The organism is Pseudarthrobacter siccitolerans (assembly GCF_001046895.1).
In the GTDB taxonomy this organism is placed as follows: Bacteria; Actinomycetota; Actinomycetes; order Actinomycetales; family Micrococcaceae; genus Arthrobacter; species Arthrobacter siccitolerans.
This window is the reverse complement of sequence record NZ_CAQI01000044.1, coordinates 398,101-424,101: the sequence shown is the minus strand read 5'-3', so window position 1 is coordinate 424,101 and position 26,001 is coordinate 398,101. Positions and strand designations below refer to the sequence as shown.

General features: G+C 66.5%; 23 protein-coding genes. 19 read left to right on the top strand and 4 right to left on the bottom strand.

Going from position 1 to position 26,001, the window contains the following annotated elements:
• Window position 1: 1 nt before the first annotated feature.
• From ftsW to dnaE, 13 genes are all read left to right on the top strand, one after another.
• Window positions 2-1,345: a putative lipid II flippase FtsW gene (ftsW, locus tag ARTSIC4J27_RS12675; RefSeq protein WP_050055525.1), complete on the top strand. Its 1,344-nt coding sequence runs from the start codon at window positions 2-4 to the stop codon at window positions 1,343-1,345.
• Between the two features lie 7 nt (window positions 1,346-1,352).
• Window positions 1,353-2,453: an undecaprenyldiphospho-muramoylpentapeptide beta-N-acetylglucosaminyltransferase gene (gene murG, locus ARTSIC4J27_RS12670; protein ID WP_050055619.1), complete on the top strand. Its 1,101-nt coding sequence runs from the start codon at window positions 1,353-1,355 to the stop codon at window positions 2,451-2,453.
• Entirely contained in the window at window positions 2,450-3,823 is a 1,374-nt protein-coding gene (murC, locus tag ARTSIC4J27_RS12665; protein WP_050055524.1) for a UDP-N-acetylmuramate--L-alanine ligase, read from the top strand. The genes murG and murC overlap by 4 nt, the downstream gene beginning before the upstream one ends.
• Window positions 3,816-4,820 carry a cell division protein FtsQ/DivIB gene (locus ARTSIC4J27_RS12660; RefSeq protein WP_050055523.1) on the top strand — a complete coding sequence of 335 codons (1,005 nt, stop codon included), beginning with the start codon at window positions 3,816-3,818 and terminating at the stop codon, window positions 4,818-4,820. The genes murC and ARTSIC4J27_RS12660 overlap by 8 nt, the downstream gene beginning before the upstream one ends.
• A gap of 184 nt (window positions 4,821-5,004) precedes the next feature.
• Window positions 5,005-6,243 (top strand): cell division protein FtsZ, encoded by a 1,239-nt coding sequence (ftsZ, locus tag ARTSIC4J27_RS12655; protein WP_050055522.1) that lies wholly within the window; start codon window positions 5,005-5,007, stop codon window positions 6,241-6,243.
• A gap of 8 nt (window positions 6,244-6,251) precedes the next feature.
• Window positions 6,252-6,941: a polyphenol oxidase family protein gene (locus tag ARTSIC4J27_RS12650; RefSeq protein ID WP_050055521.1), complete on the top strand. Its 690-nt coding sequence runs from the start codon at window positions 6,252-6,254 to the stop codon at window positions 6,939-6,941.
• Complete coding sequence (locus ARTSIC4J27_RS12645; RefSeq protein ID WP_050055520.1) at window positions 6,934-7,671, top strand: YggS family pyridoxal phosphate-dependent enzyme; 738 nt, start codon at window positions 6,934-6,936, stop codon at window positions 7,669-7,671. Before ARTSIC4J27_RS12650 ends, ARTSIC4J27_RS12645 begins: the two co-directional genes overlap by 8 nt.
• An 89-nt stretch (window positions 7,672-7,760) precedes the next feature.
• A complete protein-coding gene (locus tag ARTSIC4J27_RS12640) occupies window positions 7,761-8,291 on the top strand; it encodes a cell division protein SepF (protein ID WP_050055519.1) in 531 nt (176 codons plus the stop codon).
• Between the two features lie 122 nt (window positions 8,292-8,413).
• The gene (locus ARTSIC4J27_RS12635; protein ID WP_050055518.1) at window positions 8,414-8,701 is read left to right on the top strand and encodes a YggT family protein; all 288 of its coding nucleotides are present in this window, start codon (window positions 8,414-8,416) and stop codon (window positions 8,699-8,701) included.
• Between the two features lie 178 nt (window positions 8,702-8,879).
• Window positions 8,880-9,566: a DivIVA domain-containing protein gene (locus ARTSIC4J27_RS12630; RefSeq protein ID WP_050055517.1), complete on the top strand. Its 687-nt coding sequence runs from the start codon at window positions 8,880-8,882 to the stop codon at window positions 9,564-9,566.
• A gap of 92 nt (window positions 9,567-9,658) precedes the next feature.
• Window positions 9,659-10,228 (top strand): signal peptidase II, encoded by a 570-nt coding sequence (lspA, locus tag ARTSIC4J27_RS12625; protein ID WP_050055516.1) that lies wholly within the window; start codon window positions 9,659-9,661, stop codon window positions 10,226-10,228.
• Window positions 10,221-11,147: an RluA family pseudouridine synthase gene (locus ARTSIC4J27_RS12620; RefSeq protein WP_050055515.1), complete on the top strand. Its 927-nt coding sequence runs from the start codon at window positions 10,221-10,223 to the stop codon at window positions 11,145-11,147. Before lspA ends, ARTSIC4J27_RS12620 begins: the two co-directional genes overlap by 8 nt.
• A gap of 35 nt (window positions 11,148-11,182) precedes the next feature.
• Complete coding sequence (gene dnaE, locus ARTSIC4J27_RS12615; protein ID WP_050055514.1) at window positions 11,183-14,740, top strand: DNA polymerase III subunit alpha; 3,558 nt, start codon at window positions 11,183-11,185, stop codon at window positions 14,738-14,740.
• A 58-nt stretch (window positions 14,741-14,798) separates the two neighbouring features.
• Here dnaE and ARTSIC4J27_RS12610 read toward each other — a convergent pair whose 3' ends face one another.
• Window positions 14,799-15,299: a flavin reductase family protein gene (locus ARTSIC4J27_RS12610; protein ID WP_050055513.1), complete on the bottom strand. Its 501-nt coding sequence runs from the start codon at window positions 15,297-15,299 to the stop codon at window positions 14,799-14,801.
• 129 nt (window positions 15,300-15,428) lie between these two features.
• Between ARTSIC4J27_RS12610 and ARTSIC4J27_RS12605 the strand changes: the two genes are divergently transcribed.
• From ARTSIC4J27_RS12605 to nrdR, 3 genes are all read left to right on the top strand, one after another.
• Window positions 15,429-15,965, top strand: a complete 537-nt coding sequence (locus tag ARTSIC4J27_RS12605) for a hypothetical protein (protein ID WP_050055512.1) — start codon at window positions 15,429-15,431, stop codon at window positions 15,963-15,965.
• 4 nt (window positions 15,966-15,969) lie between these two features.
• Window positions 15,970-17,352 (top strand): histidinol dehydrogenase, encoded by a 1,383-nt coding sequence (gene hisD / locus ARTSIC4J27_RS12600; protein WP_050055511.1) that lies wholly within the window; start codon window positions 15,970-15,972, stop codon window positions 17,350-17,352.
• A 144-nt stretch (window positions 17,353-17,496) separates the two neighbouring features.
• Entirely contained in the window at window positions 17,497-18,003 is a 507-nt protein-coding gene (nrdR, locus tag ARTSIC4J27_RS12595; RefSeq protein WP_050055510.1) for a transcriptional regulator NrdR, read from the top strand.
• A 126-nt stretch (window positions 18,004-18,129) separates the two neighbouring features.
• Here nrdR and ppgK read toward each other — a convergent pair whose 3' ends face one another.
• Together ppgK and map are read right to left on the bottom strand one after the other, a co-directional pair.
• The gene (ppgK, locus tag ARTSIC4J27_RS12590; RefSeq protein WP_050055509.1) at window positions 18,130-18,933 is read right to left on the bottom strand and encodes a polyphosphate--glucose phosphotransferase; all 804 of its coding nucleotides are present in this window, start codon (window positions 18,931-18,933) and stop codon (window positions 18,130-18,132) included.
• A 151-nt stretch (window positions 18,934-19,084) separates the two neighbouring features.
• Complete coding sequence (map, locus tag ARTSIC4J27_RS12585; protein ID WP_050055508.1) at window positions 19,085-19,963, bottom strand: type I methionyl aminopeptidase; 879 nt, start codon at window positions 19,961-19,963, stop codon at window positions 19,085-19,087.
• Between the two features lie 120 nt (window positions 19,964-20,083).
• Between map and ARTSIC4J27_RS22545 the strand changes: the two genes are divergently transcribed.
• Complete coding sequence (locus ARTSIC4J27_RS22545; protein WP_152683865.1) at window positions 20,084-20,251, top strand: SPOR domain-containing protein; 168 nt, start codon at window positions 20,084-20,086, stop codon at window positions 20,249-20,251.
• Between the two features lie 157 nt (window positions 20,252-20,408).
• Here the strand turns inward: ARTSIC4J27_RS22545 and panB are convergent, their stop codons facing one another.
• Complete coding sequence (gene panB / locus ARTSIC4J27_RS12580; protein ID WP_050055507.1) at window positions 20,409-21,305, bottom strand: 3-methyl-2-oxobutanoate hydroxymethyltransferase; 897 nt, start codon at window positions 21,303-21,305, stop codon at window positions 20,409-20,411.
• Window positions 21,306-21,571: 266 nt separating this feature from the next.
• On the opposite strand from panB, the gene glnA reads away from it, so the two are divergent.
• Entirely contained in the window at window positions 21,572-22,912 is a 1,341-nt protein-coding gene (glnA, locus tag ARTSIC4J27_RS12575; RefSeq protein ID WP_050055506.1) for a type I glutamate--ammonia ligase, read from the top strand.
• A gap of 9 nt (window positions 22,913-22,921) precedes the next feature.
• Complete coding sequence (locus ARTSIC4J27_RS12570) at window positions 22,922-25,930, top strand: bifunctional [glutamine synthetase] adenylyltransferase/[glutamine synthetase]-adenylyl-L-tyrosine phosphorylase (RefSeq protein WP_050055505.1); 3,009 nt, start codon at window positions 22,922-22,924, stop codon at window positions 25,928-25,930.
• Window positions 25,931-26,001 lie beyond the last annotated feature (71 nt).

Genomic DNA, 26,001 nt, shown 5'->3' with positions numbered 1-26,001 from the left:
AATGGTCAGCACGCCCACCCGGCCCCAGCCAGACAAACGGCAGGCCGGCAAGCCAGGCCCTGGCTCCTCGGCAGTACCGGTGCAAGGCCCGGTTTCCGCCCCCGTGCGCATCAAAGCTGCCTACCGGAAATTCTGGTCGGCACTGGAGGGCACCGGGACCTCCAAGAACGGCTCCACCTACTACCTCATCCTCGGCTCAACCCTGGCGCTGACGGCGATCGGGATCATGATGGTCCTTTCCGCCTCCAGCGTGGAATCCATCGCCGCCGGAAAGTCGCCCTACGGCGACGCGTTGAAGCAGGGGGTGTTCGCCGCCATCGGCATTTTCACCATGTTTGTGCTGTCCCGCATCAATGTGGTGTGGCTCAAACGGCTCGCGTGGGTGGCAATCATCGCCGCGGTGGTCCTCCTGGGCCTGGTGCAGATCGTGGGGGCGGAGGTCAACGGCAACAAGAACTGGATCGACATCGGCGGCATCACCTTCCAGCCCTCCGAAGCGTCAAAGCTGGCACTCGCGCTGTGGATGGCCACCGTCCTGGCCAGGAAGGGCCGGCTGCTCAGCCGCTGGCAACATGTGGCGATTCCTGCCGTCCCCATGGCCATCATCATCGTTGGCCTGGTCCTGGTGGGCAACGACCTTGGAACGGCCATGATCATCATGATGATCACGGCCGCCGCTTTGTTCTTTGCCGGGGCGCCCCTTTATCTCTTCGGCATCGCAGGGCTGGCGGCAGCGGCCGGGACGGCCGTCATGGCGGTCACCAGTTCAAACCGCATGTGCCGCATCACCTCCTGGTGGACCGGTGAGTCCTGCGCCGACGGCATCGACGCCAACTACCAGGCCACCAACGGCCTGTACGGACTCGCGTCCGGAGGCTGGTTCGGCGTCGGACTGGGCCAGAGCCGGCAAAAGTACAGCTGGATCCCCGAAGCCCACAACGACTTCATCTTCGCCATCATCGGCGAGGAGCTCGGCCTCGTGGGCACGGTGGTCGTCCTGATCCTTTTCGCCATCCTGGGCGCCGCCATCTACCGCGTGGTGGTAGCACAGGAGGACATGTTCCACCGCGTCCTGGCCGGCACCATCATGGTGTGGCTGTTGGGCCAGGCCACCGTCAACATGTCAGTGGTGACCGGCCTGATGCCCGTCATCGGCGTGCCGCTGCCCTTCATTTCCTACGGCGGCTCAGCGCTGCTGATGTCGCTCTGCGCCATCGGGGTGGTGCTCTCCCTTGCCCGGGAGCAAATGGCCCCGGCCATCCGCCCCAAGCGGATGCTGAAGTTCAAGGCCAAACCGGCTCGGACCGCCGCTGCCGCCAAAAAGACTGCAAGAAAGCGTGCCTGACCCCAAGATGACCTCGAACAATCCCTCAATCGTCCTGGCGGGCGGCGGAACCGCCGGCCACATCAGTCCGCTCCTGGCCATCGCAGCAGCCATCCGCGACGCCGCTCCCGCCGCGGCGATCCTCGCCGTCGGCACCCCCGCCGGGATGGAGACCCGGCTGGTTCCCGCCGCCGGGGTTGAGCTCGCCACGATCGACCGCGTGCCGTTTCCGCGGAAGCCTTCCGCTGACCTCCTGCGCCTTCCGCAACGCCTCGCCGGAGCCGTGCGGCAGGCCGGTGCCATCCTGGACAACGCCGCAGCGGACGTGCTGGTGGGTGTGGGCGGGTACGTGTGCACCCCCATGTACCTCGCGGCGCGGAAGCGCGGCATCCCGATCGTGATCCATGAGGCCAACATCCGCCCAGGCTTGGCCAACAGGGTGGGGGCGTTGTTCACCAAACGCGTGGCCGTGGCCTTCGACACCACACCGCTGCGCGCCGCCGTGCACGTGGGCATGCCCATGCGCACCGAAATCTCCCACCTTGACCGGTCCGCGGCCCGCGCGTCAGCCCGCGCAAGCCTCGGACTGGACCCGGCCAAACCGACGCTGATCGTCACCGGCGGATCATCGGGGGCACAAAGCATCAACCGGACCATCGCCGGCGCCCTGGGGCAGCTGGCCGGGGCCGGTATCCAGACCCTGCACGTCACCGGCCGCGGCAAGTCCGTCCTGGACGACGCCGGCAGGCCGCTGGCTGCCGACGGCTACCGCCAGGTGGAATACATCGACGGCATGGAGCTCGCCTACGCGGCCGCCGACGTCCTGCTGGCCCGCTCCGGAGCCGCCACAGTCTGCGAGGTCGCCGCCGCCGGCGTGCCCGCCGTCCTGGTACCGCTGCCCATCGGCAACGGCGAACAGGCGCTCAACGCTGCCGGACTGGTAGCCGCCGGGGGCGCCGTGCTGGTGTCTGACAAGGAGTTCACGCCCGAGTGGGTGGGCCGGGAACTCATCCCGCTTGTCACCGATGAATCCCGGCTCGCCACCATGGCAGCCAATTCCTACCGGCTTGGTATTCGAAACGCTGACCAGCGCATGGCTGGTCTTGTCATGGAAGCGGTATCCAAATGAGTCACGGCATCCCCACCCTGGCGTCGCTGGGCAGGGTCCACTTCGTGGGGATCGGTGGCGTAGGCATGTCCGCCGTCGCCCGGATCATGGTGGCCCGCGGTGTTCCCGTGAGCGGCTCTGACGCCAAGGACCTGCCGGTGATGGCGGACCTCGCCGCCGCCGGCGCGCGCATCGCCGTCGGATATAACGCTGCCAACCTGGCGGACGCCCAGACCGTGGTGGCCGGCTCCGCCATCCGCGCCGATAATCCGGAGCTGGCGGCAGCGAGGGAGGCCGGCTTGCCGGTGCTGCACCGTTCGGAAGCCCTCGCCGCCACCATGGGGGAGGACGTGGTGGTGACTGTAGCCGGAACCCACGGCAAGTCCACCACCACCTCCATGGTGGCCGTCCTGCTGCAGGGTGCCGGCCTCGATCCCTCCTTTGCCATCGGAGCCAACGTCCCGGCTCTCGGCGTGAACGCGGCCCACGGCACGTCCGGCATCTTTGTGGCCGAGGCAGACGAATCCGACGGGTCGTTCCTGAACTACCGGCCGAAGATCGCTGTGGTCACCAATGTGGAGCCGGACCACCTGGACTACTACGGCACCGCCGAAGCCGTCTACGAATCCTTCGACCGGTTCACAGAACTGCTGCCCGCCGACGGCGTACTGGTGGCCTGCGCGGACGACGCCGGCGCCCTGGCCCTGGCGCGGCGCACCAGGGATCGCGGCAACACCCGCGTGATCCTTTACGGCACGGGCAGCGAAGCGGACCTGGTGCTGCACGACGGCGGTCCGGGAGACGTTGCGGTGTCCACTCCGGCCGGCCGGTTCCCGCTTGAGCTGCAGGTGCCGGGACGGCACAACGCCCTGAACGCGGCCGCCGCTTTTGCCGTGGCTCTTGAGCTGGGCGTGGAGCCTGCCGTGGCGGCCGGAGCCCTGGCGCACTTCTCCGGTGCAGCACGGCGTTTCGAACTCAAAGGCCAGGCGCGCGGCGTGCGGGTCTTCGACGACTATGCCCACCATCCCACCGAAGTCCGCGCGGCCCTTGCCGCGGCCCGGTCGGTGGCCGGCGACAACAAGGTGCATGTGCTCTTCCAGCCGCACTTGTTTTCCCGGACCCGGGAATTCGCCAAGGAGTTCGCCGAGGCCCTGAACCTTGCCGATACTGCCTGGGTGCTGGACATCTACCCCGCACGCGAAGATCCGATTCCCGGCGTCACCAGCCAGCTCATCGCCGATTACCTGGACGAGGGCGGGCGGCTGGTTCCGGCCGCCGCGGCGGCAGCGTCACTCGCCGGTGCGGCGGGGGAGGGTGACATCATCCTTACCGCCGGTGCAGGCGACGTAACGGCGTACGGGCCGCAGATCGTGGAGGCCCTGCGTGCCTAGCCCGCGCCGCCCCACTTACACGTCCACAGGCCGGCGGCCGGGCAATCCCGGCACCCGGTCCGGCCCGGATGCGGACACCAGCCACGACGTCATCTCCGCCTCGCGGCCTGCGCCGGAGCCTGCTCCGCAGCCGGCCCCGAAGGCCAGGAAAGCGCCCTTCGCCGGACTGGGAAAGGGCGGACCGGAAAAGGACGCACCCAAAAAAGGAGCCCTCCGCAAAGGCGCGCCGGACCAGGAACATGCGGGCGGGGCCCCGCAGGCCTCCGGCAGCGCCGGGAACGTTGTGGCTTTTCCCGAACCCAAGGGGAAACGGCGGAAGAAGAACATCCTGGTGGCGGCCGCCATCCTGGTCGCCGTGGTGGCCGGGCTCCTTGCCGTTGCGGTCTTTTCCCCAGCCCTGGCCGTGCGGACCATCTCGGTGTCCGGGACGCACCTGCTGACGCCGGCCCAGGTGGAAACCGCGCTGGAACCCCTGCGCGGCAAACCGCTGCCGCAGGTCACCGACGAGGAAGTAGGCCGCCTGCTCGAGCCGCTGGTGCAGGTGAAGTCGGTATCCGCGGAGGCGCGTCCGCCGTCGGGCCTTGCCGTTGCCGTCCGCGAACGCGTGCCGGTGGCGCTGGTGAAGCAGGGGGAGCAGTACCAGCTGGTTGACGTGGAAGGCATCCAGCTGGCCTCGACAGCTGATCCGGCGTCGGTGTCGTTGCCCGTCATCGACGGCGGTGCCGGTACCATCGGTAAGGATCTTTTCCGGGCCACGGCAGAGGTGCTGGGCGCCCTGCCGCCGGATGTGCTGGCCAAGCTCTCCAATGCCTCGGCCCAGTCGGTGGACGCGGTGGAGCTCAAGCTTGTTGACGGCCAGACCATCATCTGGGGCAATGCCAGCGAGAAGGAACTCAAAGCTAAAGTGCTGGCGGCACTGCTCAAGGCTCCGGTGGATCCGAAGAACCCGGTCAAGGTGTACGACGTCAGTGTGCCCCGGCACCCTGTGACCCGCTGACACGCTTTCTTTCCGGTATTAATCCGACACGCGGAGCCGGTTATTGAATGTGTGAACCAGAGGAAATACCGTCACAGACATGAGTTACTTGACATAACTATAACCTTCAACTCGAAGGTTAAGGTTGCAGGCATTAAGCTCTTCATCAGATTTAGCAATAAGACACGAACAAGGGACACGTAACGTGGCAGCTCCGCAGAATTACTTGGCCGTCATCAAAGTCGTCGGCATCGGCGGCGGTGGCGTGAACGCAGTCAACCGCATGATCGAGGTCGGCCTCCGAGGTGTTGAATTTATCGCCATCAACACCGACGCCCAGGCCCTGCTGATGAGCGACGCCGACGTCAAGCTTGACGTGGGACGCGAGCTGACCCGCGGCCTCGGCGCAGGCGCGAACCCCGAGGTAGGCAAGCAGGCTGCCGAAGACCACGCAGACGAGATCGAGGAAGTCCTGCGCGGGGCCGACATGGTGTTCGTCACCGCCGGCGAAGGTGGCGGCACCGGCACCGGCGGCGCTCCCGTCGTCGCCCGCATTGCCCGGTCCCTGGGCGCCCTGACCATTGGCGTGGTCACCCGCCCGTTCACCTTCGAAGGCCGCCGCCGTGCCGGTTCCGCGGAAGCCGGCATCGACGCCCTGCGCGACGAAGTGGACACCCTGATCGTGATCCCCAACGACCGCCTCCTCTCCATCAGCGACCGCAACGTCTCGGTGCTCGATGCCTTCCGCTCCGCCGACCAGGTGCTGCTCTCCGGCGTCCAGGGCATCACCGACCTCATCACCACCCCCGGCCTGATCAACCTTGACTTCGCCGACGTCAAGTCCGTCATGCAGGGTGCGGGCTCGGCGTTGATGGGCATCGGCTCCGCCCGCGGCGAAGACCGCGCCGTGAAGGCCGCCGAGCTTGCCATCGCCTCGCCGCTGCTGGAAGCTTCCATCGACGGCGCGCACGGCGTCCTGCTGTCCATCCAGGGCGGTTCGGACCTCGGCCTGTTCGAAATCAATGAAGCTGCCCGCCTCGTCCAGGAGGTGGCACACCCGGAGGCGAACATCATCTTCGGCGCCGTCATCGACGACGCCCTGGGCGACGAAGCCCGCGTGACCGTCATCGCGGCCGGCTTCGACGACGTCAAGGCCACCTCGCCCTCCATGGACCAGTCCCAGCCCCAGGCCGCTCCGCAGCGCCCGGCGGCACCTGCGACTGCTCCGGCGCCTGCCCAGGCGCCGTCCGCCGGCAGCCACCACGCCAGCGTCCAGCCCATCCACGCCGGCGTCGGCGCCGCGGGGCTCAGCAACTGGGGCCAGCAGCGGCCCTCCGCTGTCCCGGCTGACTCAGGCTTCGACGTCGACCTCCCCTCCGTGGTGGAGCCGGACCTCACCGGCAGCCACTCGGATGACCTGGATGTCCCCGACTTTCTGAAGTAGGACCCGGCTTGTTCCACTGGCGCGCCGAGATCCGGCCCGGCCTCTCTGTCGCTTTTACTGACGCCGACGCCGGAAACCTGGCACTGCACGTGGGGGATGATCCTGACGAGGTGGGCCGGCGCCGCAGGGACTTGGAACGGGCCATCGGCGTCGCGCCGAAGGGGCTCCGGTTCATGAACCAGGTGCACGGCAATGCCGTAGCGGTCATGGACCAGGACACCGCCGCGCCGCAAGCCGACGCAATGGTGTCCCGCGGTGTCCCGCTTGCAGTCATGGTCGCGGACTGCATCCCTGTGCTGCTCGCCGGCGATGCTCCGGAGGGACCTGTTGTGGCGGCTGTACATGCAGGCCGTCCCGGGATCGCCAACGGGGTTATCCCGGCGGCCGTGGACAGCATGAAGTCCCTCGGTGCCGGCGGGATCCGCGCCTGGCTGGGTCCTTCCATCTGCGGCAACTGCTACGAGGTGCCGGCCGGACTGCAGGCTGAGGTGACCGCCGCCGTTCCGGCTTCACTGAGCACCACCACATGGGGAACTCCGGGGCTGGACCTGCCGGCGGGTGCCCGCAGCCAGCTGGAACAGGCGGGCGTCGCTGTCGAATACAGCGGACCCTGCACTCTTGAAACACCGTCACTCTTCTCATACCGCAGGAACAAGTTCACCGGGCGTTTCGCAGGCCTGGTGTGGTGCCATGACTGAGGCCGCCGCAGGCAGCGACGCACGGACACAGGAACTCGGAACGCGCCTGGCCGCAGTGCACCAGCGCATCGCCACGGCGGCAAGTGCCGCCGGCCGCCAGGAAGACTTGCCCACCCTGATAGTGGTGACCAAGTTCCACCCCGCCGAGGACATCAAACGGCTCTCGGCGCTGGGTGTCACCGATGTGGGCGAGAACCGCGACCAGGAGGCGTCGGCGAAGGCGCTTGAGCTGGCGGAGTATGGCATTACCTGGCACTTCGTGGGCCAGCTGCAAAGCAAAAAAGCCAAATCGGTGCTCCGCTACGCAGCGGCCGTACACTCCGTTGACCGGCCCCAGCTCGTGGACGCACTGGCCCGCGCCGCCGAGGTTGAGCGCGGGAACACCGGGCGGGCTGCGTTGCGCTGCTTCATCCAGGTCAGCCTGGAGGACGACGCCGGAGCGCACCGGGGCGGCGCCGTCCCGGAAGACGTGCTGCCCCTTGCCGAACGGATAGCAACCTCCGCCGGCCTGGAGCTGGCGGGGGTGATGGCGGTAGCGCCACTGGGCGTCCCGCCGGAGGCGGCCTTCGAAAAACTTGCCGGGGTTTCAGCCCGGCTGGTCGCGGAGCATCCCGCAGCCGCCGCCATTTCCGCCGGCATGAGCCAGGACCTCGAAGCCGCCATCGCCTTCGGAGCGACACACCTGAGAATCGGCTCCGATATTCTCGGATCGCGTCCCCCCGTGGGGTAGCGTCGGTGCTATTGGAAGTGATGGGCGGGGGACTCCAGTGCTATCAAGCCATTGGGCGGCCCGCTTACGGACACGATTAGGAGTCGACCATGGCCGGCGCTCTGCGCAAGACAATGATCTATCTTGGGCTCGCCGACGGCGATGAACACTACGAGTCCGAGCAACAGACCACACGTAAGGATGAGGACGAAACGATGGAAGCTGACCGCGAGGAGCGCCGTGCGCCTGCACCCGTCCGTGAGGTCAGCCGCGAATCGTCCTACACCCCCGAAGAGGAATACCGCGCCCCAGTGACCCCCATCAAACGCGCGGCGTCGAGCCGCGAGGAGGCCACCGGCCTCCGCCAGATCACCACGATCCACCCCCGCTCCTATAACGATGCCAAACTCATCGGCGAAAGCTTCCGCGACGGCATCCCCGTCATCATGAACGTTACGGACATGGGTGAGGCTGACGCGAAGCGCCTGGTGGACTTCTCCGCCGGGCTGGTTTTTGGCCTCCGGGGCAGCATTGAGCGCGTGACCAACAAGGTCTTCCTGCTCTCGCCGTCCTACGTTGAGGTCATCGGTGACGACAAAAAGGCCAGCGAGACCACTGCCAGCTTCTTCAACCAAAGCTGAGCCGCAGGCTGAAGCAGATGCCAGGCAGGGATACACCTGCCTGGCATCTGTGCTGAAATAGACAAGACACATCCGCAGGACACCGCGGTATCCACAAAGGACATGGAGATATGAAGTAAGTCATGGGAATTGTTTTCGGGCTTGTCTATCTCGCACTTTTGCTGTTCTTTGTCGCATTGATCATTCGCCTGGTTTTTGACTGGGTCCAAATGTTTGCCCGGGAATGGCGCCCCCGGGGAGCAGCCCTGGTGGTGGCGCACGCCGTGTACTCCATCACCGATCCGCCGCTGAACGGCCTGCGGCGGCTGATCCCGCCGCTGCGCCTGGGCGGCATCTCCCTCGATCTGGGCTTCCTGGTCCTGTTCATCGGCGTCAGCATTGCCATGGGGATCACCAGGGGCCTCGCCTGATTTACCGGATAGACCAGCAGGGCAGGGACGGAACCCGCAGGGAACCGCGAATGCCATGTGAAGAAAAAACTCGCGTTTGACACCGCAGTGTTGAATTAGAGGAACAAGACCAAATTTAGGTACCGTAGTTTTGACGGCCGGAAGGCCTACTGACTAACCAGACCAGTGAGGTGACCAGATGGCTTTGACGCCAGAAGACGTTGTCAACAAGCGCTTTCAGCCGACCAAGTTCCGCGAAGGCTACGACCAGGACGAAGTTGATGACTTCCTGGACGAGATCGTCGTCGAGCTCCGCCGCCTGAACCAGGAAAACGACGAACTTCGCAAGAAGCTCGCCGAAGCCGGTTCCAGCGTGCCGGCCAGCACCGTTGCCGCGCCCGTGGTGGAAAAGGTCCCCGCGCCCGTCAAGTCCGACAAGGACGAAGCCCGCGAGAAGGCCGAAGCAGAAGCCAAGGCCGCCGAAGAGCGCAAGAAGAAGGACGTCCAGCAGGCTGCCCCGGCTGCTGCCGCTCCTGTTGCTGCCGCTCCGGCCGCCACCGCCTCAGCCGAGTCGGCTGCCGGCCTGCTCGCCATGGCCCAGCAGATGCACGACCGCCACGTCGCAGACGGCCAGGCGCAGAAGGACAAGATCATCGCCGAGGCGCAGATCGAGGCCAGCAGCCTGGTGAACGACGCTCAGGAGAAGTCCCGCAAGATCCTCGGCGCCCTGGAGCAGCAGCGTTCTGTGCTCGAGCGCAAGGTGGAGCAGCTGCGCGGCTTCGAGCGCGACTACCGTTCACGCCTGAAGGCCTACATCGAGGGCCAGTTGCGCGACCTCGACGCCCGTGGTTCTGTGGCTACGCCGGAAGTCAGCGAAGCCAACTAGTCTGTCAAAGCACGTATTCTGAAAGCCGGTGGCTGAGGATTCCTCGGCCGCCGGCTTTTGGCATTAACACCGGTTTTACGAATGAAAGCATCATGACTGACGAACTTGCCGCCGACGCCGCGCGCCCTGTCCCGCCCTCCCCGCGCCCCCGCCGCGCCGTGCTGCTGTCCCTCTTTGCCGGGTTCGCAGTATTTGCCTACGTGCTGGACCAGCTGACGAAGCTATGGGTCACGTCCGCCATGGTGGAAGGGGAGCGGATTCCCGTACTGCCGCCTGTACTGCACTGGTACTTCATCCGGAACTCGGGGGCTGCCTTCTCCATCGGGGAAAACGTCACCTGGGTGTTCTCCATCATCATGGCCGCCGTGGCCGTCGCCATCCTGTTCCAGGTCCGCAAGCTCGGCTCCCTGTGGTGGTCCGTGGCGCTTGGCCTGCTGCTGGGCGGTGCGCTGGGCAACCTGACGGACCGGCTCTTCCGGGAACCGTCCTTCGGCATGGGGCACGTGGTTGACTTCATCCAGCTGCCGAACTTCGCGATCTTCAACATCGCCGACTCAGCGGTGGTCTCGGCAGTGACGATCATCTGCATCCTGACGCTGCGGGGCATCTCCCTGGACGGAACCCGGCTGACGGCACGGAAGGAAAAGTCCGGTGATGCTTGAGCGCGTCGTCGTCGCTGAACAGTTCGGCGGGTCCCGCGCGGATGCCGGGGTAGCCGGGCTCCTGGGGATCTCGCGTTCCCTCGCGGCAACCCTGATCGCCGAGGGCCATATCCTCAGCAAAGGAAAAGCATTGGGCAAGTCGGCCAAACTCGTGGCCGGGGATGTCCTCCAGGTGAGCTTGCCCGAACGGCGTGACCCCCTGGAAGTCGTGGAGGAAGTTGTGGAAGGCCTGAAGATCCTGCTGGACGACGACGATTTCGTTGTGGTTGATAAACCTGTGGGTGTTGCCGCCCATCCTTCGCCGGGCTGGGTGGGGCCCACTGTTGTGGGCGGCCTTGCCGGGGCCGGATACCGGATTTCCACGTCAGGTGCGCCGGAGCGCGCCGGTATTGTCCACCGGCTCGACGTCGGCACGTCTGGAGCGATGGTGGTGGCCAAGTCGGAGCGCGCCTACACAGCCCTGAAACGGGCTTTCAAGGAGCGCACCGTGGACAAGGTCTACCACGCAGTGGTGCAGGGGCTGCCCGATCCGCTGGTGGGCACCATCGACGCCCCCATCGGCCGGCACCCCGGGCACGACTGGCGGTTTGCCGTCATCGAGGACGGCCGGCCGTCCGTCACGCACTACGAAGTAGTGGAAGCCTTCGGCAAAGCGAGCCTGGTGGAAGTACACCTGGAGACCGGCCGTACCCATCAGATCCGGGTGCACTTCTCCGCATTGCGCCACCCCTGCGCCGGCGACCTCACCTATGGTGCCGATCCCCGGCTCGCCGCCACGCTGGGGCTGACCCGCCAGTGGCTGCACGCCCGGGAACTCGGTTTTGAGCACCCGGTCACGGGGGAGTCCGTGCGTGTTGTCAGCGACTACCCGCAGGACCTGGCGTTTGCTCTGCAAGTGCTGGAGTCGGGGCGGGCCTGACGGTCCCCGTTCGGGCCAGCGCTTAGAATAGTGCGGTGACTTCCAGCAATGATTCGTTCGTCCACCTGCACACGCACACCGAGTACTCGATGCTGGATGGAGCCGCCCGCCTGGGTGAGCTGTTCGACGAAACCGAACGACTGGGTATGCCGGCACTTGCCACCACGGACCACGGATATCTTTTCGGCGCGTTCGATTTCTGGCGGAAGGCCACGGACAAGGGCATCAAGCCCATTATCGGCGTCGAAGCGTATGTAACACCGGGTACCGCCCGCACCGACAAGGGACGCGTGCGCTGGGGCGAGGAGTCCCAGCGCAAGGACGACGTCTCCGGCGGCGGCTCGTATACCCACATGACCCTGCTCAGCTACAACAACGTGGGGATGCGGAACCTCTTCCGTGCCTCATCAATCGCATCGCTGGACTCCGTCTTCGGCAAGTGGCCCCGGCTGGACCGGGAACTGCTCAACACCTACTCCGAGGGCCTGATAGCCACCACGGGATGCCCGTCCGGGGAGGTGCAGACGCGCCTGCGCCTGGGCCAGTACCGCGAAGCGCTTGAGGCTGCCGCCGAGTTCCGCGACATCTTCGGCGCAGACAACTACTTCTGCGAGCTGATGGACCACGGCCTGGACATCGAACGGCGCGTGACCGGCGACCTGCTGCGGCTGGCGAAGGAACTGAACCTTCCCCTCGTCGCCACCAACGACCTCCACTACACGCACGAGCACGACGCCAAGGCCCACGAGGCCCTCCTGGCCATCCAGTCCGGCTCAACCCTCCTCGAACCCACCTACGACAACGGCGGCTCCCGCTTCGCGTTCTCCGGCAGCGGCTACTACCTCAAGTCGCCGCAGGAGATGCGCGAGCTGTTCCGCGACCACCCGGAAGCCTGCGACAACACGCTGCTCATCGCCGAGCGCTGCGAAGTGTCCTTCAACACGGACGCCAACTACATGCCACGCTTTCCATGCCCGCCGGGGGAGGACGAAACCTCCTGGCTCGTGAAGGAAGTGGATAAGGGGCTGCAGTACCGGTATCCGGCCGGAATCCCGGACGAGGTCCGCAAACAGGCCGATTACGAGCTCGGCGTCATCACGTCCATGGGCTTCCCGGGCTACTTCCTCGTGGTTGCCGACTTCATCAACTGGGCCAAGAACAACGGGATCCGGGTGGGCCCGGGCCGTGGCTCGGGTGCGGGTTCCATGGTGGCCTACGCGATGCGCATCACCGACCTCGATCCGCTGCGCCACGGCCTGATCTTCGAGCGCTTCCTCAACCCCGACCGTGTCTCGATGCCTGACTTCGACGTCGACTTCGATGACCGGCGCCGTTCCGAAGTCATCGACTACGTGACGCGCAAGTACGGTGACGAGCGTGTGGCGATGATCGTCACCTACGGCACCATCAAGACCAAACAGGCGCTCAAAGACTCCTCGCGCGTGCTCGGCTACCCCTTCAGCATGGGCGAGCAGCTGACCAAGGCGCTGCCGCCCGCGGTCATGGCCAAGGACATCCCGCTCGCGGACATCCAGAACCCGGAGGCGAAGCGCTACAGCGAGGCCGGGGACTTCCGGCAGCTGATCAGCACCGACCCGGAAGCCGCCAAGGTGTTCGAGACAGCACTTGGCATCGAGGGGCTGAAACGCCAGTGGGGCGTCCACGCCGCCGGCGTGATCATGTCCTCGGATCCGATTATCGACGTCATCCCGATCATGCGCCGTTTCCAGGACGGCCAGGTCATCACGCAGTTCGACTACCCGACGTCCGAGGGCCTTGGCCTGATCAAGATGGACTTCCTGGGCCTGCGGAACCTGACGATCATTTCCGATGCCCTCGAGAACATCAAGATGAACCGCGGGATCGACCTCGACCTTGAGAACCTCGAGCTCGATGATGCCCCGTCCTATGAACTGCTGGCACGCGGCGACACCCTGGGCGTTTTCCAGCTCGACGGCGGACCGATGCGGTCACTGCTCAAGCTGATGAAGCCTGACAACTTCGAAGACATCTCCGCTGTGCTGGCCCTCTACCGGCCGGGCCCGATGGGCGCCAACGCGCACACGGACTACGCGCTGCGGAAAAACGGGATCCAGGAAGTCATCCCCATCCACCCGGAACTGGAGGAACCCCTCAAGGAGATCCTCGGCGGAACCTATGGCCTGATCGTGTACCAGGAACAGGTCATGGCCGTGGCGCAGAAGCTGGCCGGGTACTCGCTGGGCCAGGCAGACATCCTCCGCCGCGCCATGGGCAAAAAGAAGAAATCCGAACTGGACAAGCAGTTCGCCGGCTTCTCGCAGGGCATGCAGGACAACGGCTACTCCATGGAGGCCGTGAAGACCCTGTGGGACATCCTGCTGCCCTTCTCCGACTACGCCTTCAACAAGGCCCACTCGGCCGCCTACGGCGTGATCTCCTACTGGACCGCGTACCTCAAGGCCCACTATGCGCCCGAGTACATGGCTGCGCTGCTCACGTCCGTGGGCGACGACAAGGACAAGTCCGCGATCTACCTGAACGAATGCCGGCGCATGGGCATCACCGTGCTGCCGCCGGACGTCAATGAGTCCGCGCTGAACTTCACCCCGGTGGGCAACGATATCCGCTTCGGCATGGGTGCTATCCGCAACGTCGGCGTCAACGCGGTGGAGGCCATGGTGGCGGCCCGGGAGAGTGAGGGCGCCTTCACCTCCTTCAAGGACTACCTGATGAAGGTCCCGGCCGTGGTCTGCAACAAGCGCACCATCGAGTCGCTGATCAAGTCCGGCGCCTTCGATTCCCTGGGCCACCACCGCCGCGCCCTGGCGATGATCCACGAAGAAGCCATCGACTCGGTCATCACGCTCAAACGGAACGAAGCGATCGGGCAGTTCGACCTCTTCGCCGGCTTCGAGGAAGCGGAGTCGGAATCCTCGCTGAGCATCGAAATTCCGGACCTGCCCGAGTGGGAGAAGAAGGACAAACTCTCCTTCGAGCGCGACATGCTGGGCCTGTACGTCTCGGACCACCCGCTGCAGGGCCTCGAAGGGGTGTTGAGCCAGCACGCCGAAATGAGCATCACGTCCGTCCTGGGGGAAGACGGCCCGCAGGACGGCGCCATCATCACCATCGCGGGCATGATCACGTCCCTGAGCCGGCGCATTGCGAAGGCCAGCGGCAACGCCTACGCCCGGGCGGAGGTGGAGGACCTGGGCGGCTCGATGGAAGTGATGTTCTTCGGCCAGGTCTACGGACCCATTGCCTCGGTATTGGCCGAGGACCTGATCGTGGTGGTCAAGGGGCGCCTGCAGAAGCGCGACGACGGCGCCATCACCCTGAACTGCATGGAACTTTCCGTGCCGGACCTGAGCGAAGGCCTGGGCGGACCCCTGGTGATCACCATGCCCACGCACAAGGCCACGGAGGCCGTGGTCACGGAGCTGGGTGACGTGCTCCGGACGCACCGCGGCAATTCCGAGGTGCGGCTGCACCTGCAGGGTGATACCCGCACGGAGATCATGGGCCTGCCGGTCCACCTCCGGGTAAACCCGAGCCCGTCGCTCTTCGGTGACCTGAAGGTCCTGCTGGGCCCGGCCTGCCTGGACGCCTGACAAAGGAACGGCCGACGGCGGGAGGCACCTGCCGCCGTCGGCCGCCACGTGGGCGGAACTAAATTTCGTAGTCCAGCGGGACCGGCTGGCCGTACGCGCCGCCGTGGTACAGCAGGGGGGATCCTTCGCCGCCCACCTGGCCGTCCACCACCTGGACCACCACCACGGCGTTGTTCTCGAATGAGAGGCGCATCTGCACCTCGCCGATCAGCCATCCGGCCACGTCCTTCAGCACCGGCACGCCGTGCGGCCCCACTTCCCAGTGGTCGCCCTCGAAGCGGTTGGTGCCGCGGGCAAACTTGTCGGCCAGCGCCTGGTTTTCGAGGCCGAGCATGTGGACCCCGATGTGGGTGGTGTTCGCCACGGCCGGCCAGGACCTGGAACTGCGGGCCATGTTGAAGGTGAAACGCGGCGGCTTTGCGGACAAGGATGCGACCGACGTGGCGGTGAAGCCGAACGGCCGGTCCTGGTAGTTGACCGTGATGATGGCGACCCCGGCCGCGTGGCGCCGGAACATTTCCTTGAACGTCCGTTCGAAGGGCGCCTCGTTGTCGGTCACGTCGAACTCCTGATGGTGTGTGGCTGTCTTCTCTCCTTCCACTCTATGGGCCTGCCGGGCAGGCGGGGAATTGCCGGAAGCCCCGCGTCCGGGAGTTAAGCCGCCGGAACAACTGTTAAGGTTTGTTGCATGACACAACGGACCGGACGCACTCGTCCGCGGCTGCCCTGGGCCATGCTCGTGCTGCCGGCGGTGGCCGGCGTACCGGCAGGGATTCTCTGGTGGCTGCTGGCGCCGGGCGGCCTCAACCTGATCACCCGGGATCCGGTCCTCGGCGACGGCGCGCACCCGCAAGTGTGGCTCCCTCGGGACCTGACGCTGGCCGGGCTCCTGGCCTTCGCAGGATGCCTGCTGGCTGTGTTCCTGGCCGACAAAAAGCGCCAGGATCCGCAGGCGGACCTCCTGATGGGCCTTGCCGGCGGCCTGTGCGGCGCGGTCCTGGCCTGGCAGACGGGGGTGTTGTCCGCCCGGTTGTTCGGCCCGGCCGTGGATGCCACCGCGAACGCCAGCATCGCTTTTTCGTTGCGCGCCTGGCCGGTCCTGCTGCTGTGGCCTGCCGCCACAGCCGTGTCCGTGTTTGTGCTGGAGCTGATGCACCTCCTGGGCAGGAAGGACGACGGCGGCGCGGAGGAGGAGCGGCACCCTGCGGCTGGGCCCGTAAAATAGTGCGGTGACCATTTCTTCGGAGTTTCCCGCCACCCCTGCCGCCGCCGTGAGCTTCCGCACCGTTGACCTCCGGGGCAGGAACCTGACCCTTGCGGGGCTTCGGGCCGCCGTCCCGCGCGCCCAGGGCCAGACAGTGGCCGATGCTGAGGAGAAGGTCCTCGACATCATTGCAGCGGTGCGCCAGCGTGGCTTCGATGCGCTGGCCGGGTTCGCCCTCCGTTTCGACGGCGTGGAACAGGACCACCCGTTGGTTCCGCAAGAGGCTCTCGCCACCGCCCTTGAGCAGCTGGACCCTGCCGTGCGGCGGGCACTGGAAGAATCCATCAGCCGTGCACGCCGTTTCGCCGACGGCCAGCGCCCCCGGAACGTTGACGTCGAACTGGGCGACGGCGCCCTGGTCAGCCAGAACTGGGTGCCGGTGGCGCGGGTGGGCCTTTACGTTCCGGGCGGCCTGGCCGTCTACCCCTCGTCGGTGATCATGAACGTGGTGCCGGCCCTCGCTGCCGGGGTGGAGTCCATCGCCCTGGCCTCGCCGCCGCAGAAGGAGTTCGCAGGACTTCCGCACCCCACCATCCTTGCCGCCGCAGCCCTGCTGGGCATCACCGAGGTGTACGCCATCGGCGGAGCACAGGCGATCGCAGCGTTTGCCTATGGGGTGCCGGCCACGGAGTCCGGCCCTGCATTGGAGCCGGTGGACGTGGTAACCGGGCCCGGGAACATCTTCGTGGCTACGGCCAAGCGCCTGGTGAAGGGCGTGGTGGGAATCGACTCCGAGGCGGGGACCACGGAGATCGCCATCCTGGCGGACTCCAGCGCCCAGCCCGCACTGGTAGCAGCGGACCTGATCAGCCAGGCGGAGCACGATCCCAAGGCAGCATCGGTGCTCATCACCGATTCGGAGGACCTCGCCGCCGCCGTCCGCGCAGAGCTTGACCTGCAGGCCGCCGCCACCAAGCACTCGGCCCGGGTCCGCGAAGCGCTCTCCGGCCCCCAGTCAGGGGCTGTCCTGGTGGACAGCCTGGAACAGGGCATCGCAGCCTGTGACGCGTACGCCGCCGAACACCTGGAGATTATGACCCGGGATGCCGCCGCCGTGGCTGCGAGGATCCGCAATGCGGGCGCCATCTTTGTGGGAGACTACAGCCCCGTATCCCTGGGCGACTACTGTGCAGGTTCCAACCACGTGCTGCCCACCAGCGGTACGGCCGCCTTTTCCTCCGGCCTGAACGTCACCACTTTCCTGCGCGCCATCCAGGTGGTGAACTACAGCCGCGAAGCCCTCGCAGAGGTCAGCGGACACATTGTCAGCCTTTCCGGTGCCGAAGACCTGCCCGCACACGGGCAAGCTGTGACGGCCCGTTTCCCCGGGGCTGCCGGAACACTCTAACGCCATGTAGTAGTGGGCACCACAAGATGTAGTAGTTACACGCTTGTTATTACCCCATGCCGGGACATAGAATTAAAGGCGCTGCAAGGTCCTCTGTGCCCTTGAGCGCCGCTCGAGCCGCCACCAAGCGAAAGAAGGGACGCCATGTACTGTCCGTTCTGCCGCAACCCTGATTCCCGGGTGGTGGACAGCCGCATGGCTGACGATGGCTCGGCCATCCGGCGCCGCCGCCAGTGCCCCGAATGCGGGCGCAGGTTCACCACAGTGGAAACCACCAGCCTGTCCGTGATCAAGCGGTCCGGCGTAGGGGAGCCCTTCAGCCGCAGCAAGGTTATCAACGGCGTCCGCAAGGCATGCCAGGGGCGGCCAGTGAGCGAAGACGACCTCGCGTTGCTCGCACAGGAAGTCGAGGAGCAGATCCGCTCCTCGGGTGCGGCCGAAATCGATGCGCACGAGGTTGGTCTCGTGATCCTCGGGCCGTTGCAGAAGCTGGACAAAGTGGCCTATCTCCGGTTTGCCAGCGTGTACCAGGCTTTTGAATCCCTCGAAGATTTTGAAACGGCCATCGCCCTGCTCCGCCAGGAAGCCGAACACGACGCCAACGGCACCGCTGCGAAGGGTGCCAAAACCACCGAAAAGAGCCCGCTCTAAGGGCTCGCCCTCATCTCCGGTGGTGGCAGTGGAGGGGAAGCCGCAGCCACCACCGGCATCATCTTTGCTGCAGCAAGGCCCCTTCCGAACGGAAGGGGCCTTGCTGCCTGCTTGCAGGGATGCCTTCTACTTGGCGAGCTTGTGCTTCAGCGCGATTTCGATGGCGGCGCCCACGATGCCGGCCTCATTGCGCAGGACCGCCGGGACGATGGGCGTGCGGAGCTTGAGGTTGGGCAGGTATTCGTCCGCGCGCTTGGAGATGCCGCCGCCCACGATGAACAGTTCGGGGGAAAAGAGGAACTCGACGTGGGAGAAGTAGCGCTGCAGCAGGACGCTGTATTCGTCCCAGGACAGGCCGTCGCGTTCACGGGCCACGGCGGAGGCCTTGGTCTCCGCGTCGTGGCCGTCGATCTCCAGGTGGCCCAGCTCGGCGTTAGGCACCAGCTTGCCGTCGAAGATGAAGGCAGAGCCGATGCCGGTGCCCAGCGTGATCACCAGGACTGTGCCGGCAACCCCGGCCCCGGCGCCGTACCGCGCTTCGGCGAGCCCGGCGGCGTCGGCGTCGTTAATAACCTCTACGGGACGGCCCAGGCGGGCGGTCAGGAGGGCGTCGATGTCCGTGTTGAGCCAGCTCTTGTCCACGTTGGCCGCGGAATGGACCACGCCGTGCTGGATGATGCCGGGGAACGTTACGCCCACGGGAGAGCCGGCGGCGGGGGCTTCGGGACGGGCAGAGAGCTCGGAAACCACCAGCGCCACCGCCTCGGCGACCGACTCGGGAGTGGCCGGCTGCGGGGTGGGCACGCGGAACCGTTCACCCAGGAGCTTGCCCTTCTTCAGGTCGACGATGCCGCCCTTGATTCCCGTGCCTCCGATGTCGATGCCGATCAGCGGGGCGTTCTTGTGCGACTTCTCGTCCTTCTTGGCCAATGGGTTTCCGTTCGTGGCAGGGGCGGGCAGGGGAGGGGCGGCGGGCGGCCGGCCCGGTTGTTGCTAAGTCTGCGGTGGCTGCTGTTCGGCAGCGGTGGTTCTTGCCACCGGCGGCGGCATTTGATCGTGGGCGATGCCGGTGGCGGGCCGGTCAGGGCAGCGTGAGGATCTCCGCGCCCGTATCTGTTACCAGCAGGGTGTGCTCAAACTGCGCGGTGCGCTTGCGGTCCTTGGTGACCACTGTCCAGTCATCGGCCCACATGTCCCACTCCACGGTTCCGAGCGTAAGCATCGGTTCAATGGTGAACACCATGCCGGTCTCGATGACGGTGTTGTATGCGGGTGCGGCGTCGTAGTGCGGGATGATCAGCCCGGTATGGAACGCTTCGCCCACGCCGTGGCCGGTGAAGTCCCGGACCACGCCGTAGCCGAACCTTTTGGCGTAGGACTGGATGGCACGGCCGATTACGTTGATCTCGCGGCCGGGGGCGACCGCCTTGATGGCCCGGTTCAGGGATTCCTGCGTCCGTTCCACCAGGAGCCGGGATTCCTCGTCAACGTCGCCCACGAGGAAAGTGTAGTTGGTGTCGCCGTGGACGCCGCCGATGTACGCCGTGATGTCGATATTGATGATGTCGCCGTCGCGGACCACGGTGTTGTCCGGTATCCCGTGGCAAATGACCTCGTTCAGGGACGAGCACAAGGACTTGGGAAATCCGCGGTATCCGAGCGTGGAGGGGTATGCGTGGTGGTCAAGGAGGAACTCGTGGCCTATCTTGTCCAGCTGGTCCGTGGTGACGCCGGGCTCGATATGCCTGCCCACCTCAACGATGGCCTGCGCGGCGATTTTCGCGGCCACGCGGATCTTCTCGATCGTCTCGGCAGACTTGACCTCCGAACCGGTGAATTTGGCCGGTGCCGGTTTGCCGACGTACTCCGGGCGGGGGATGGACGCCGGTACTGGACGCTGCGGGCTCACGGTTCCCGGGGTGAGGGTGCCGGTGGGTGCAGTCGAGGCAAGGGAAGGCATAGATTGATCATATAAGGCACCACAGAAGGCCTAACAACCGGGAGGCGGGTCCGTGCCGCGTAAGAATTTAAGTTACGCGCATCACGCCGCAGCTTCCTGCCGGCAGAACGGGGAACAGCGATGACCGAGTACTGGTACAACATCAAGACCCACGAGGTGGAGGAGGACCGGCTGTCGGACTGGAGCCAGCTGATCGGCCCCTACCAAAGCAGGGAAGAAGCCGAGCACGCCCTGGAAAAGGTCCGCGCGCGCAATGAGGCGTGGGACAAGCAGGACGACGACGACTGACGGCTTTGCTGGGCAGGGAGTCTTGGCGGCACTACTCCGCGGACTGCCTCGGCCGCGGGCGGCCTCACCTTGACGTCCGCTTCCGCAGTACCCCCAAGACACCATCAAGGCGCCCGGACGGTTGCCGGCCCGGTGCCGTCAGTCGGCGCCGCCGGGCTTAGAAGGTGTGTTCCGGGCCGGGGAACTGGCCGGACCGGACGTCCTCGCCGTAGGCGGCGGCGGCGTCAAGGAGCGTGGTGCGCAGGTCCGCGTACTGTTTGACGAACTTGGCCATCCTGCCGCCCCGGAGGCCGGCCATGTCCTGCCATACAAGCACCTGGCCGGTGGTTTCCTTGCCGGCGCCGATGCCGACGGTGGGAACGCTGACGGCAGCGTCCACGGCGGCGGCAGTCTCCGCTGGGACCATTTCCATCAGCACGCTGAAGGCGCCCGCCTCAGCCAGCGCGACGGCGTCGTCAATCAACCTTTGGGCGTCGTCGCCGCGGCCCTGGACCCGGTACCCGCCCAGGGCGTGCTCGCTCTGGGGAGTAAAACCGATGTGGGCCATCACGGGAATCCCGGCCTGCACCATGGCGCGGACGGTGGGCGCGTAGTACTTCCCGCCCTCAATCTTTACGGCATGCGCGAGGCCCTCCTTCAGGAACCTGACACCCGCCGCGACCGCCTGCTCGGGCGAAACCTCGTAGCTGCCGAACGGCAGGTCGGCCACTACCAGCGCGCGCCTGGCGGAACGTGCCACAGCCCGGCAGAGGGGAAGCAGTTCGTCCACGGTGACGGGAAGGCTGGTTTCGTTGCCGAAGACATTGTTGGAGGCGGAGTCTCCCACCAGGAGCACCTCGATGCCGGCGGCGTCGAAAATTTCTGCCGTGTACTGCTCGTAGGCAGTCAGCATGGCGAATTTCGTGCCGTCATCCTTAGCCTGCTGCAGGTGGTGGATGCGGACCTTTGCCGGCTTCGGAGCAGTAGCCGCCGTGCCGCCCTGGGCAGGACCGCTGCCATAGGGGGCGGGAACGTCGGCGGGCACGCTGGAGTCGGAGCTGTTGCTTGTGGCCATGGCATGAGCGTAGTGCCGCACCTGCAGTCCTTACCAGCGCCGGCGGCTCCCGTCCGGGTGATTCGCGTCATATGGGCAGGCGTGCGGCGGCTTTGCGCGGGCCCTGCGGCCGGTGCTCTTGGCTCTGCCCACGTGTTAACGCTGTGTTACGGGGCCCGCAGGCTCAAGCACTGGCGCCAATTGCTTAGTACAGTGTTGGTGAACTGCTTTCCGGCTTCCTCCTCTGCGGACCGGGGCATGGACGTTGACCGACAGAAGAGGCCATCATGGACCGCCAGCAAGAGTTTGTCCTGCGCACAATCGAAGAGCGCGACGTACGTTTCGTGCGCCTGTGGTTCACCGACGTCGTGGGTTCACTCAAGTCCGTGGCCCTGGCGCCGGCCGAAGTTGAAGGTGCCTTCGAGGAAGGCCTCGGCTTCGACGGCTCGGCCATTGAAGGGCTGGCCCGCGTCTTCGAGTCCGACATGCTGGCGCAGCCGGACCCGTCCACCTTCCAGATCCTGCCGTGGCGCGGCGAAACCGAGCAGACCTCACGCATGTTCTGCGACATCCTCACACCCGACGGCGAGCCTTCCGCCGCGGATCCGCGCAACGTCCTCAAGCGCACGCTCGCGAAGGCCGCGGACATGGGCTTCACCTGCTACACGCACCCCGAGATCGAGTTCTACCTGCTCAAGTCCCAGGAGCCGGGACCCGACGGCGCGCCGGTGCCCGTTGATGAGGGCGGTTACTTTGACCACGTCCCCGGCGGCGTGGCGCAGGATTTCCGCCGGACAGCCGTGACCATGCTGGAATCGGTGGGAATCTCGGTGGAGTTCAGCCACCACGAGGGCGGACCCGGCCAGAACGAGATTGACCTCCGCTACGCCGACGCCTTGCAGACGGCGGACAACATCATGACCTTCCGCACCATCATCAAGGAAGTGGCGCTGCAGCAGGGCACGTACGCCACCTTTATGCCCAAGCCGTTCACGTCGCACCCCGGCTCGGGCATGCACACCCACTTCTCCCTGTTCGAGGGCGACACCAACGCCTTCTACGAGGCCGGGGCGGAATTCCAGCTGTCCAAGACCGCCCGCCAGTTCATTGCCGGCATCCTCAAGCACGCGCCCGAGTTCACAGCCGTCACCAACCAGTTCGTGAACTCCTACAAGCGCCTCTGGGGCGGCGGCGAGGCTCCCAGCTACCTGAGCTGGGGACACAACAACCGTTCCGCGCTGGTCCGCGTCCCGCTGTACAAGCCGGGCAAGGGCCAGTCGGCGCGGATCGAGTACCGCGGCATCGACTCGGCAGCCAACCCGTACCTGGCGTACGCCGTGCTGCTGGGCGCCGGGCTCAAGGGCATCGAGGAAGGCTACGACCTTCCGGCCGCCGCTGAGGACGACGTCTGGTCGCTGAGCTCGGCCGAGCGCCGCGCCATGGGCCATGACCCGCTTCCGGCAAGCCTGCATGACGCCATCCGCTCCATGGAGGACTCCGAACTTATGCCCCAGATCCTGGGCGAGCAGGTCTTCGAGTACTTCCTGCGCAACAAGCGGGCCGAATGGCAGGACTACCGGCTCCAGGTCACGCCCTACGAGCTGCAGCGCAACCTGGGCATTCTCTAGGGAGCGGTGGTGAGCCTCGCACGGCGCCTGATTTCCGCCGGCTTCAGCGACCTCGAAAAGGGCGAGCGGTTCCTCGCTGCCCGCGAGCTCGAAGGACTGGACGAAGACAGGCTGTTCGCGGGGCTCCAGATGGCTGCCAGCCCGGACACGGCCCTGCAGTCCCTGGTCCGCCTGATCGAGAAGCACCCCGCCCTGCGGGAGCTTGCCGCGGCTGACCCCGAGACCAGCGAACCGCTGTACCGGGTCCTGGGAGCATCCGAGGCGCTGGGGGAGTTCCTCATCCGCCACCCGGAACACCTCGCCGCTTTCGAGGTGCGTCCCAGCCCTGAGCCGCTGCCGGCGGATCCGCAGGAGCTGCGTGCTTCGCTGCTGCAATCCGTCGGCGCCGATCCCCGCGCCGCCCGGCCTGTCGCCGCCGTCACAGGAACCGACGCCTACGCGGCGCTTCGGACGGCCTACCGCAGGGGCATCGTGGACCTGGCCGTCAAGGACCTGTGCGCCGCCGACCCCCTGGACTTCATGCCGTCCGTGGGCGGGGAGCTCGCCGACCTTGCCGGCGCGGCCATCGAGGCCGCCCTCGCCGTCTCGCGGGCTGAAGCTGCCAGCCAGTTCAGTGCCTCCGACATCGCGGGCGTGGGCCTGGCGGTCATTGGCATGGGCAAATGCGGAGCCCGCGAGCTGAACTACATTTCCGACGTCGACGTCATCTACGTGGTGGAGTCCGATGGCCTTGACGATGCTGCTGCCACCATCGGCACTGCCCTGGCCAGCGGCATCTCCCGGGCCATCTCATCCGTTGCCCGCGAACCCGGGCTCTGGGAGGTGGACGCGAACCTTCGGCCGGAGGGCAAATCCGGGCCGCTGGTCCGGACCCTGGCCTCCCACCAGACGTACTACGCGCGCTGGGCGGAGAGCTGGGAGTTCCAGGCACTGCTGAAGGCCCGCACCATCGCCGGCGACGCAGCCCTTGGCCAACTGTACGAAGAGGCCGTCACCCCGCTGATCTGGAGCTCGGCCGGCCGCGACGGGTTTGTTGAATCCGTCCAGGCCATGCGCCGCCGGGTCACCGAACACATCCCGCCCGCGGAGGAGCAGCGGCAGATCAAACTGGGCCGCGGCGGACTGCGCGACGTCGAATTCACCGTCCAGCTGCTGCAGCTGGTGCACGGCAAATCCGATGAATCGCTGCGCCGCCGCGACACCACGTCCGCCATCGCTGCATTGTCCGCCGGGGGCTACATCGGCCGGGCCGATGCTGCGGCCTTCGACAACGCTTACCGGTATTTGCGGCTCCTGGAGCACCGCATCCAGCTCTTCCAGCTGCGCAGGACGCACCTCATGCCCGTGGGCGAACCGGCGCTCCGGGCACTGGCCAAGGCCGTGCTGGGGCCGTTTTCGAACGAGCGCCCGCACCCGGACGCCCTGCTCGCGGCGTGGCAGAAGACCAAACGCTCGGTGCGTGAACTGCATGAGCGGATCTTCTACCGTCCCCTGCTCAATACGGCCGCCAAGCTCAGCAGCGAGGACGCCAGGCTGACGCCCGAAGCCGCGCAGGGCCGGCTCGCCGCCCTCGGCTACCGGGACCCCCAGGGCGCCATGCGCCACATCGAGGCCCTGACCGCCGGCGTGAGCCGCAGGGCGGCCCTGCAACGGCAGCTGCTGCCCATCCTGCTCGATTGGCTGGCCGAAGGCGTGGATCCCGACGCCGGCCTCCTCGCCTTCCGGCGGGTCAGCGAAACCCTGGGCACCACCCACTGGTACCTGGGCATGCTCCGGGACTCGAAGGCGGCAGCCGAACGGCTGTGCCATGTCCTGTCCAACTCCCGGCTGATCGCGGACCTGCTGGAAGTCTCGCCGGAATCGGTGGCGTGGCTGGGCCACGACAAGGACCTGGTGCCGGTCAGCTTCGAGGCACAGTGGCAGGAAATCACGTCCAAGATGTCCCGCCACGCCGATCCGGAAAGTGCCATGCGGCTGATCCGCCTGATCAGGCGGCGCGAGACACTGCGGATCGCCATCGCCGACTCCGCCGGGCTGCTGGACCAGGACGCGGTGGGGACCGCCCTGGCGGACACCGACAGGGCTGCAGTCCTGGGTGCCCTGCGTGTGGCCGAAGGAATTGTGTCCGCCAAGGGGCCGTTGAAAACAGCTGTCCTGGTTGTTGCCATGGGCCGGCAGGGCGGGCGCGAGATCGGCTACGGGTCCGACGCGGACGTGATGTACGTCCACCGGGCACTGCCGGGTTTCTCCGAGGAAGAAGCGCAGGAGCAGGCGTCGCGGATTGTTGCCAAGGTCTCCAGCCTCCTCACCCAGCCCCTGAAGCCCGCGATCATGGCCGAACGGGTGCTGCAGGTGGACGCGGACCTGCGCCCCGAGGGCAAGAGCGGGGCGATGGTGCGCTCCCTGGATTCCTACGCGGAGTATTACCGGCGCTGGTCGCTGATCTGGGAGGCGCAGGCACTGCTGCGTGCCCGGCCCATGGCGGGCGACGACTCCTTGGCCGCAGACTTCCTGGACCTCATCGATCCCATCCGCTACCCGGAGTCCGTGGCGGAGCAGGACGTGCGCGAAATCAGGCGGATCAAGGCCCGGGTGGAGTCGGAACGCCTGCCCCGGGGCGCTGACCCTGCCCGGCACCTGAAGCTGGGCCGCGGCGGGCTCAGCGACGTCGAATGGCTGGTCCAGCTGCTGCAGCTTCAGCATGCGGGCAAACATCCGGAGCTGCGAACCACCTCCACTGTGGCTGCACTGGAGGCCGCGACGCAGCTTGGGCTGCTCGGGCGGGAAGATGCCCGGCTCCTCGCGGCGGCCTGGCGGCTGGCCAGCCGCATCAGGTCCGCCAACGTCATCTGGAGCGGCAAGGCTTCGGACCTGCTTCCGTCCTCTCGGCGCGACCTGGAAGCTGTGGCACGCTGGTGCGGCTACGAACCAGGCCATGCCGCCGCCCTGGAGGAGGACTACCTGCGGGTCAGCCGCCGGGCGCGTGCGGTCTTCGAGCGGGTCTTTTACGGCCAGTAGCCACGCGCCCGGCCCGGGCAGCCCTTTGCGGGAGGAACCGGGGGACGGGCTGACACCTGTCAGGGGCGGGT

Coding starts and splice junctions, on each gene's coding strand:
- ftsW (WP_050055525.1), top strand. CDS start 2: ATGGTCAGCACGCCCACCCGGCCCCAGCCAGACAAACGGCAGGCCGGC.
- murG (WP_050055619.1), top strand. CDS start 1,353: ATGACCTCGAACAATCCCTCAATCGTCCTGGCGGGCGGCGGAACCGCC.
- murC (WP_050055524.1), top strand. CDS start 2,450: ATGAGTCACGGCATCCCCACCCTGGCGTCGCTGGGCAGGGTCCACTTC.
- ARTSIC4J27_RS12645 (WP_050055520.1), top strand. CDS start 6,934: ATGACTGAGGCCGCCGCAGGCAGCGACGCACGGACACAGGAACTCGGA.
- ARTSIC4J27_RS12640 (WP_050055519.1), top strand. CDS start 7,761: ATGGCCGGCGCTCTGCGCAAGACAATGATCTATCTTGGGCTCGCCGAC.
- ARTSIC4J27_RS12635 (WP_050055518.1), top strand. CDS start 8,414: ATGGGAATTGTTTTCGGGCTTGTCTATCTCGCACTTTTGCTGTTCTTT.
- ARTSIC4J27_RS12630 (WP_050055517.1), top strand. CDS start 8,880: ATGGCTTTGACGCCAGAAGACGTTGTCAACAAGCGCTTTCAGCCGACC.
- lspA (WP_050055516.1), top strand. CDS start 9,659: ATGACTGACGAACTTGCCGCCGACGCCGCGCGCCCTGTCCCGCCCTCC.
- ARTSIC4J27_RS12620 (WP_050055515.1), top strand. CDS start 10,221: ATGCTTGAGCGCGTCGTCGTCGCTGAACAGTTCGGCGGGTCCCGCGCG.
- ARTSIC4J27_RS12605 (WP_050055512.1), top strand. CDS start 15,429: ATGACACAACGGACCGGACGCACTCGTCCGCGGCTGCCCTGGGCCATG.
- nrdR (WP_050055510.1), top strand. CDS start 17,497: ATGTACTGTCCGTTCTGCCGCAACCCTGATTCCCGGGTGGTGGACAGC.
- map (WP_050055508.1), bottom strand. CDS start 19,963: ATGCCTTCCCTTGCCTCGACTGCACCCACCGGCACCCTCACCCCGGGA.
- ARTSIC4J27_RS22545 (WP_152683865.1), top strand. CDS start 20,084: ATGACCGAGTACTGGTACAACATCAAGACCCACGAGGTGGAGGAGGAC.
- panB (WP_050055507.1), bottom strand. CDS start 21,305: ATGGCCACAAGCAACAGCTCCGACTCCAGCGTGCCCGCCGACGTTCCC.
- glnA (WP_050055506.1), top strand. CDS start 21,572: ATGGACCGCCAGCAAGAGTTTGTCCTGCGCACAATCGAAGAGCGCGAC.